Raw genomic sequence first — 8884 nt, forward strand, 5'->3', positions numbered from 1 at the left:
ATGGACTACGTCCCGGTCTACGAAGGGGAGGCGGACGAGCCCCCGGCAGCCAACTCGATCAAGATCAGTACCGAGAAAGTGCAAAAGCTTGGCGTGCGTACCGAGGCAGCGGAACTGCGCGCCCTCGACAAGCAGGTGCGCGCTGCCGGCCGGATCGAGATCGATGAGCGGCGCAGCTTTGCCATTTCCCCGAAGTTCGAAGGCTACGTGGAGCGCCTGCACGTGAACGTCACCGGCCAGCCGGTCGCCAAGGGCCAGCCGCTCTTCGAGGTGTACAGCCCGGAACTGGTCTCCGCCCAGCGTGAATACACCATCGCCGCCCAGGGAGTCGACGCTTTGAAAGATGCCGGCAGCGAAGCCCGGAGTGGCATGCAGCAACTGGCCGAATCGAGCTTGCTACGCCTCAGGAACTGGGACATCTCCGAGGAGCAGATCCGTGCCTTGGCGAAATCCGGTGCATCCAAGCGCACGCTGACCTTCCGCTCCCCGGTTTCCGGCGTCGTCACCGAGAAGAAGGCTTTGCAAGGCATGCGCTTCATGCCGGGCGACACCTTGTATCAGGTGGCCGACCTGTCGTCGGTGTGGGTTGTCGCCGACGTGTTCGAACAGGACATCGCTCAGGTGCGTACGGGGGCCGTTGCAAAGGTGCGCATCAATGCCTACCCGGACAAGGTCTTCGAGGGCCGCGTGACCTATGTCTATCCGACCCTCAATGCGGAAACGCGAACGGTGCCGGTGCGGGTCGAACTGGCCAATCCGGGCCAGCTCCTGAAGCCCGCGATGTTCGCCCAGGTTGAGGTGCCAGTGGGGGGCAAGGGACAAGTGGTCACGGTGCCGGCCTCGGCCGTGATCGACAGTGGAACACGTCAGATCGTCCTCATCGCCCACGGCGAAGGGCGCTTCGAGCCGCGGGACGTGAAGCTGGGTGGGCATAGCGAAAGCCACATCGAAGTGATGGATGGCGTCAAAGCGGGCGAAAAAGTCGTCGTCGCCGCCAACTTCCTGATCGATGCGGAAAGCAACCTGAAAGCCGCGGTCGGCGGTTTCGGGCATTCGGGCCATGGTGGCGCACCGAAGTCCGGAAAAGACGACGAAAAGCCTGCGGCGGCGCCCCAAGCCGCCGGGCACCGGGCCGAAGGGACGGTGGACAGTGTCGATGCCAAGGACGGGACGGTCAGCCTGAATCACGGCCCGGTCGCCAGCCTGAAGTGGCCGGCAATGACCATGGAGTTCAAGGTGGCCAATCCCTCGCTGCTGCAGGCCTTGAAGCCGGGTGTCAAGGTGGATGTGGAGTTCGTCGAGCGCCAGCCCGGCGAATGGGTGATCACCTCGGCGACCCCGGCCGGCAAAGCAGCCACGTCGACACCGGCGGCTAACCCTCACGCAGGCCACTGACACAGGATCCATCATGCTGGCCAAAATCATCGACTGGTCGGGCCGGAACCGCTTCCTGGTTCTGCTCGCCACGCTGTTCATTCTCGCCGCCGGGGTGTTTGCGGTGCTGCGTACGCCCATCGACGCGCTACCCGACCTCTCCGACGTGCAGGTCATCGTTTACACCGAATACCCTGGCCAGGCGCCACAGGTGGTCGAGGATCAAGTCACTTATCCGCTCACCACAGCGATGCTGTCGGTGCCCAAGTCCAAGGTGGTGCGCGGTTTCTCGTTCTTCGGGGCGTCCTTCGTCTACATCATTTTTGAAGACGGCACGGACATCTACTGGGCGCGTTCGCGGGTACTGGAATACCTCAACTTCGCCGCCGGACGGATGCCGAAGGGGGTGACACCGCAGATCGGGCCCGACGCCACCGGCGTCGGCTGGGTGTACCAGTACGCGCTGCTGGCCAAGGACAAGACCCTCGCCGAACTGCGCACGATCCAGGACTGGTATCTGCGCTATCAGCTGGCCAAGGCCCACGGTGTCGCCGAAGTGGCGTCCATCGGTGGCTTCGTGCAGACCTATCAGGTCACTGTCGATCCGGTGAAGCTGCGCGCCTACGGCATTCCGCTGATGAAAGTCGCCCAAGTGATCCGCGACTCGAACAGGGACGTCGGAGGCCGCGTGGTGGAAATGGCTGAGACCGAGTACATGGTCCGCGGCAAGGGCTACCTGCGTGGCAAGGACGACATTGAACGCTTGGTGGTCAAAGCCGACAAGGGCACGCCGGTGCTGATCCGCGACATCGCGCGGGTCGAACTGGCACCTGACGAGCGTCGGGGGCTCACCGAACTCAACGGCGAAGGCGAAGTGGTGGCCGGCATCGCGATGGCCCGCTATGGCCAAAATGCGCTGGAAGTCATCCACAACCTGAAGGACAAGATCGCCGAGATCGGCCCGGGCCTGCCGGAAGGCGTGACCGTACAGACGGTCTACGACCGCTCCGAGCTGATCCACCGGGCCATCGAAACCCTCAAGGGTACGCTGATCGAAGAATCGATCATCGTGGCGCTGGTCTGCGTGGTTTTCCTCCTCCATGTGCGCAGCGCCCTGGTGGCGATTCTGATGCTGCCAGTGGGCGTGCTGATGGCCTTCATCGCCATGCGCCTCTTGGGCATGAACTCCAACCTGATGAGTCTGGGGGGGATCGCCATCGCCATCGGGGCGATGATCGATGCGGCCATCGTGATGATCGAGAACGCCCACAAGCACCTGGAGCGACTACCGGACGGCCACTCCACGGCCGAACGTTTCGAGGCCATGCTGGCCGCCTGCAAGGAGGTCGGCCCGGCGCTGTTCTTCTCGCTCTTGATCATCACCGTCTCCTTCCTGCCGGTGTTCACGCTTGAGGGACAGGAGGGCCGTCTGTTCTCGCCGCTGGCCTACACGAAGACCTTCTCGATGGCCGGCGCGGCGATACTGTCGGTCACCCTGGTGCCGGTGCTGATGCTGCTGTTCATCCGCGGCAAGATCATGCCGGAGGCGAAGAACCCGGTGAACCGGGTGCTGATCTGGGTGTATCGGCCGATCATCGCCACGGTGATGCGCGGGAAGAAACTGACCATCGTCCTCGCGGTGATCGTCCTGGCCGTCTCGGTCTATCCCGCCTCCCGCCTGGGCTCAGAGTTCATGCCGACCTTGAACGAAGGCACTTTGCTCTACATGCCGGCCTCCCTGCCGGGTATGTCGATCACCAAGGCCGCCGAGCTGATGCAGACCCAGGACAAGATCATCAAGAGCTTCCCTGAAGTCGAATCGGTCTTTGGCAAAGCCGGCCGTGCCAATACGGCCACCGACCCGGCGCCGACCGAGATGTTCGAGACGGTCATCAACCTCAAGCCGCAAACTGAATGGCGGCCGGGCATGACGACCGACAAGCTCATCTCGGAAATGGACAAGGCGCTGCAGTTCCCGGGGGTGGCCAATGCCTGGACGATGCCCATCAAGGCTCGCACCGACATGCTGTCCACCGGCATCCGTACGCCCATCGGCATCAAGGTCTTCGGCAAGGATCTCGGTGAAATGGAGAAGCTGGCCAAGGAGATCGAGGCCGTCGTCAAAACCGTGCCCGGCACCACCAGTGCCTTCGCCGAGCGCATCACCGGCGGCTTCTACCTCAACATCGAGCCCGACCGGGAACAACTGGCCCGCTATGGTCTGGCCGTTGGCGACCTGCAGGATGTGATCGGCAGCGCGCTCGGCGGTGAGATGGTGACCACCACCGTTGAGGGCCGTGAGCGCTTCGGCGTGACGGTACGCTACCCGCGTGAGCTGCGTTCCGACCCACAGCAGATCGCCCGTGAAGTGCTGGTGCCAACCATGGGGGGGACGATGGTGCCGCTGGGGCAGTTGGCGAAGGTCAAGGTAGAGAAAGGCACCCCGGGCATCCGCACGGAGAACGCCTTGTTGTCGGCCTATATTTTCGTGGACATCCGCGATCGGGACATCGGTGGTTACGTGGCCGATGCGAAGAAGGCGGTCGCCGAGCAGATCAAGTTCCCGCCGGGTTACTACGTCACCTGGAGCGGTCAGTTCGAGTTCATGGAGCGCGCCATTGAGAAGATGAAGATCGTCATCCCGATCACCTTGCTGACCATTTTCCTGCTCCTCTATCTCAATTTCCGGCGCATCACCGAAACACTGATCGTGATGCTGTCAGTGCCCTTTGCATTGGTCGGCGGCGTGTGGCTGATGTGGCTGCTCGGCTACAACCTGTCCGTCGCGGTGGCAGTGGGTTTCATTGCCTTGGCGGGCGTGGCAGCGGAGACCGGCGTGGTGATGCTGATCTATCTCGATCACGCCTGGGAAGCCGTGAAGGCGACGTGCCGCACTGCAGGGCGTGCCCCTAACGTTGGCGATCTCTATGAGGCGGTAATGGAAGGCGCTGTCGAGCGTGTGCGCCCGAAGATGATGACCGTCGTCGCCATCATGGCCGGCCTCTTGCCGATCATGTGGGGGACGGGCACCGGTTCCGAAGTGATGAGCCGCATCGCCGCACCGATGGTCGGCGGAATGATCTCCTCGACGGTGCTGACCCTGGCGGTGATCCCGGCGATCTACGCACTGGTGAAACAATGGCGGCTGGATCGGGGCCAGGAAAGTTAGCGTTAGCTGATTTTTAGACGGAAAGAGGAGCTCGGAGATGCCACCCGGTCCTGTATCAAGCAAGGGTGGCCGTTCCCAGGTCGTCGCGCTGATTCATGTCTTGCAAGGTAGGAGGCCGTGATGATCGATTCTCGTGAGCCATCCCAAGCTGGAACTGATGGTCATTCCCACCATTTTCGGCGTGGCAAGTGGGTGTGGTGGGTGTTTGCCGCAATGGCCCTGTTCTACCTGCTGACGGAACACCGCGCGCATCTGTTTGGTGTCTTGCCCTACCTGTTTCTGCTGGCTTGCCCCCTGATGCACCGTTTCATGCATGGACATCACGGTGCTCACAAGTCGCATGAGCACGATACCGGTGAAGGAGGGGATGACCATGGACGCCAGTAACAATGACTATGGGTTGTGGACGCTCGTCGCCATCAACTCGGTCTTCTTCATCCTGTTTGCCGCCAGTTACTTCAAGCCGCAGAGCAAGCAGGACTGGCGAACGCTGGGCATGTTCTCGGCTTTTGTCGTCGCCCTGTTCACGGAGATGTACGGCTTTCCGCTGACCATCTACCTGCTCTCGGGCTGGTTGTCGGAGCACTTTCCTGGCATCAACTGGCTCTCCCATGATGCAGGGCATCTGCCCGAAATGATCTTCGGCTGGAAGAGCAATCCCCACTTCGGCCCTTTTCACATCCTGTCCAGTCTCTTCATCCTTGGTGGCTTCTGGCTCCTCGCCGATGCCTGGCCGGTGCTCTATGCCGCGCAGAAATCGCAGACCCTGGCGTCCACGGGCCCCTACGCCCGAATCCGTCACCCCCAGTACGCCGGCTTCATTCTCATCATGATCGGCTTCCTGCTGCAGTGGCCGACCCTGGTCACGCTCACCCTGTTTCCGATCTTGCTTGCGACTTACATTCGCCTGGCGAGACGGGAAGAAAGACAGGCACTGGACGCATTCGGCGAGGAATACCGCGACTACCTGCTTCGAACGCCCGGCTGGTGGCCAAAGTGGAGAAAACACCCGCCGATACCTTGAAGGCCGGATAGCGACCAAGGCCGAGACAAGAAGGAGTTGTCATGACATCCCCAGCTTCCGGGCACATGCACGCCCCTGACCACCATCACGGTTCGCTTTCCTCTAGGCAAGCTGCCCCAGGAAGCGCGACAGACCCGGTCTGTGGAATGACGGTGCAGCCGGAATCGACTTTCCAAAGTGAGTGGGAAGGCGCGACTTACCGCTTCTGCAGCAGCAAATGCAAGACCAAATTTGATGCCGGCCCGTGGGCGTACTTTCAGCCGGCCAAGCGAGTCATCACCGATCCCGGCATCGAATACACCTGCCCGATGCATCCGGAGATCCGGCAAATCGGTCCGGGAAACTGTCCGAGATGCGGAATGGCGCTTGAGCCGGTCCTACCTGATCTGGCGACCGAAGACGACAACAGCGAATACCGTGATTTCCGTCGGCGTTTCTGGTTCAGTTTGCCGCTTACCGTTGTGGTGGTCTTCCTGGCGATGGCAGGCCATCTACTCAGCGGCCTGTCGCCGGCCCTTCGAAGTGGCGTGGAGCTGGTCCTGAGCGTGCCCGTCGTTTTGTGGGCTGGCTGGCCGTTCTTTGTTCGGGGCACGCATTCGGTGATCCATCGCAGTCCGAACATGTGGACACTGATCAGCCTCGGTACCGGTGCGGCTTTCCTTTACAGCCTCGTCGCAACGCTGGCGCCCGACTTGTTTCCACTGTCGTTCATGGCCCATGGCCGGATTGGCGTCTACTTTGAAGCGGCTGCTGTCATCATTTCGCTGACGCTGCTCGGCCAGATGCTGGAGCTGCGCGCCCGTTCGCAGACCTCAGCGGCCATCAAGTCGCTACTGGGTCTGGCGCCGAAGACCGCACGGCGGATCCTGGCCGATGGCAGTGAAGAAGACGTTCCACTCAACAGCGTCCACGTCGGTGATCTCCTGAGGGTTCGGCCTGGCGAGAAAGTGCCGGTGGACGGCGTGGTCGTCGAAGGAAGTAGCTCGGTCGATGAGTCGATGCTGACCGGTGAGCCGCTGCCGGTCAGCAAGCGGGCATCGGACAAGGTCATTGGCGCAACGATGAACACCTCGGGCAGCCTCGTCATCCGTTCGGAGAAGGTGGGTGCTCAAACCATGCTTGCACAGATCGTGCAGATGGTTGCCCAGGCCCAGCGTTCCAAGGCGCCCATGCAGCGTCTGGCCGATGTGGTGGCTGGGTATTTTGTTGTCGCGGTGGTTTCCGTCGCCCTCGCCAGCTTCTTTGCCTGGGGGCTGTTTGGAGGCAATCAGGGTTGGGTCTTTGGTCTCATCAGCGCAGTCTCGGTGTTGATCATTGCCTGCCCCTGCGCCCTTGGGCTGGCAACCCCGATGTCGATCATGGTGGCAACCGGCAAGGCCGCCACGCAGGGCATCCTCTTTCGGGATGCGGCCGCAATCGAGAGTCTGCGCCGGATCGACACCCTGATCGTGGACAAGACTGGCACCCTGACCGAAGGGAGACCCGCGTTCGAGTGCGCCATTGCCCTGCAAGGCGGCAGCGAGGACGAAATTCTACGGCTCGCCGCCAGTCTCGACCAGGGCAGTGAGCATCCATTGGCCGACGCGATCGTGCGTGCCGCGCGTGAACGGGGGATGAGCCTCGACAAGGTCGAGCAGTTCGAATCGGCGAGCGGTATTGGCGTCCACGGCATCGTTGGAGGACGACGCCTGGCACTCGGTAACGTGACATTGATGGCACAGCAGGGTATCGAGCTTGAATCCTCCACCGAACTTGCCGAACGCGCCGAGGAACTCCGCAAGAGTGGGGCCAGCGTGATCCATCTTGCCCGTGATGGGCAGCTTCTCGGTCTGCTGGCTGTTTCCGATCCGATCAAGGCGAGTACACCGGAAGCCTTGGCGAGCCTGCGCGCAGCCGAGCTGCGCGTAGTGATGGCGACCGGAGATGGCTTGACCACCGCACGTGCCGTGGGCCAGCGGCTGGGTATCGATGAGATCCACGGAGAGGTCAAGCCGGCTGACAAACTTGCGCTCGTGGAACAGTTCCAGCGCGAAGGACATGCCGTGGCGATGGCTGGTGACGGCATCAACGACGCTCCAGCCCTCGCCAAGGCCGATGTCGGCATCGCCATGGGAACCGGTACCGATGTGGCCATGAACAGTGCACAGCTGACCCTCGTCAAAGGCGACCTGAGAGGCATTGCCTGTGCCCGTGCGCTGTCAGTCGCCACGGTCCGCAACATGCGGCAGAACTTGGCCTTCGCGTTTCTCTACAACGCCCTCGGTGTCCCGATTGCAGCTGGCGCCCTCTATCCAGCGTATGGGCTGGTTCTCTCCCCCATGATCGCCGCTCTGGCGATGAGTTTGTCGTCGGCCAGTGTGGTGGGTAACGCTCTGCGCCTCAGGAAGACAAACACAAGGAAACAGACTTCCTGACATTTAAAGGACAGGGATGTAATGGTTGCGTCACCCCCTTGTCAGTCGCCGGATCGCACACTGAGCGTGTGAACTCGAAAGGAGGCAACATCATGAAACGCAATCTGGGTGTGACACTCGCTGGCGTAGCGCTGATTCTGACCTTGGGTGCTTGTTCATCAACGCCCCCCGTTGCAGCGATCCCGGAGGCCATCTCCAGTGCTTCGACTGCAGCTGACCACCAGCGTATCGCCGACTACTTTGCAGGGAAGGCCGTGAGTTACGAGGCGGAAGCCAAGCAACACGAAAAAATGGCGGCCTCGTACTCTGGCCGTCCGAGAGGTGATGCGGGTTTGTGGGCAGCCCACTGCAGCAATCTGAAAGCCAAGCTCAAGGAAGCGGCCCAAGAGGCCCGGGCACTGGAAAAGGGGCATCGCGACCTGGCGGAGAGCCTTGGTAAATAAGTCATTGGCGAGCCGACGCGAATCTCGGCCGGTTCGGCTCAAACAGGGGGACATCATGCAAGAAGCGAACGAAGACCTGAGAGCGCGTCTTCAAGCCAATCTCGACGTAGCGGCCGGACTATGCCGCCTGGGCTTTACCTACGGCGAGCAGGTGACGACATCGGCGCGCGTCAAGGTAGTTGTCGCCTCGGTCATGCAGCCAACTGTTGAGTATTCACGTCAGGCAAATGCGTCTTTATGACGGACTCACGTTCCGGGTTGAGCGTGACTGCGCCAATGGGCGACCAGTTGCGCGTATTGCCGGACCAACGCGCCGGGTTGAGTTCGCGAGCCTCGGTGTAAAGAGCATGCCTGGCAGCCAGAATCGCCTGATCCTCACCGGCATGGCGCTGGGCCGGACTGACGTAGCGGATACCGCTGTGACGATGATCGACGTTGTACCACTGGACGAAGCCGGCTG

Annotated in this window: 6 protein-coding genes and 1 pseudogene; 6 read left to right on the forward strand and 1 reads right to left on the reverse strand. The window is 61.7% G+C overall.

The genetic code is table 11. From position 1 onward, the window contains the following. From HHL15_RS25690 to HHL15_RS25715, 6 genes are all read left to right on the forward strand, one after another. On the forward strand, positions 1 to 1395 hold a 1395-nt coding region (locus tag HHL15_RS25690; RefSeq protein WP_169148631.1), incomplete at its 5' end, for an efflux RND transporter periplasmic adaptor subunit. Positions 1396 to 1408: 13 nt separating this feature from the next. Beyond that, positions 1409 to 4543, forward strand: a complete 3135-nt coding sequence (locus HHL15_RS25695) for an efflux RND transporter permease subunit (RefSeq protein WP_169148632.1) — start codon at positions 1409 to 1411, stop codon at positions 4541 to 4543. Between the two features lie 120 nt (positions 4544 to 4663). Beyond that, positions 4664 to 4930 (forward strand): DUF2933 domain-containing protein, encoded by a 267-nt coding sequence (locus HHL15_RS25700; protein ID WP_206198976.1) that lies wholly within the window; start codon positions 4664 to 4666, stop codon positions 4928 to 4930. Continuing rightward, positions 4917 to 5567, forward strand: coding sequence for a methyltransferase family protein (locus tag HHL15_RS25705; RefSeq protein WP_169148636.1), 651 nt, complete (start codon positions 4917 to 4919; stop codon positions 5565 to 5567). The genes HHL15_RS25700 and HHL15_RS25705 overlap by 14 nt, the downstream gene beginning before the upstream one ends. Positions 5568 to 5632: 65 nt before the next feature. Then, a complete protein-coding gene (locus HHL15_RS25710; protein ID WP_206198977.1) occupies positions 5633 to 7981 on the forward strand; it encodes a heavy metal translocating P-type ATPase in 2349 nt (782 codons plus the stop codon). 92 nt (positions 7982 to 8073) lie between these two features. Next, positions 8074 to 8424, forward strand: a complete 351-nt coding sequence (locus HHL15_RS25715; RefSeq protein WP_169148634.1) for a hypothetical protein — start codon at positions 8074 to 8076, stop codon at positions 8422 to 8424. Between the two features lie 191 nt (positions 8425 to 8615). Here the strand turns inward: HHL15_RS25715 and HHL15_RS25720 are convergent. Beyond that, positions 8616 to 8884, reverse strand: a pseudogene (locus HHL15_RS25720) (IS3-like element ISAzo10 family transposase); the annotation flags it as partial.

Source organism: Zoogloea dura, from assembly GCF_012927165.1.
Taxonomy (GTDB): domain Bacteria; phylum Pseudomonadota; class Gammaproteobacteria; order Burkholderiales; family Rhodocyclaceae; genus Zoogloea; species Zoogloea dura.

What these genes read in the sequence shown, in the direction of transcription:
- HHL15_RS25700 (WP_206198976.1), top strand. Translation starts at nt 4,664, where the DNA reads ATGATCGATTCTCGTGAGCCATCCCAAGCTGGAACTGATGGTCATTCC.
- HHL15_RS25710 (WP_206198977.1), top strand. Translation starts at nt 5,633, where the DNA reads ATGCACGCCCCTGACCACCATCACGGTTCGCTTTCCTCTAGGCAAGCT.
- HHL15_RS25705 (WP_169148636.1), top strand. Translation starts at nt 4,917, where the DNA reads ATGGACGCCAGTAACAATGACTATGGGTTGTGGACGCTCGTCGCCATC.
- HHL15_RS25715 (WP_169148634.1), top strand. Translation starts at nt 8,074, where the DNA reads ATGAAACGCAATCTGGGTGTGACACTCGCTGGCGTAGCGCTGATTCTG.
- HHL15_RS25695 (WP_169148632.1), top strand. Translation starts at nt 1,409, where the DNA reads ATGCTGGCCAAAATCATCGACTGGTCGGGCCGGAACCGCTTCCTGGTT.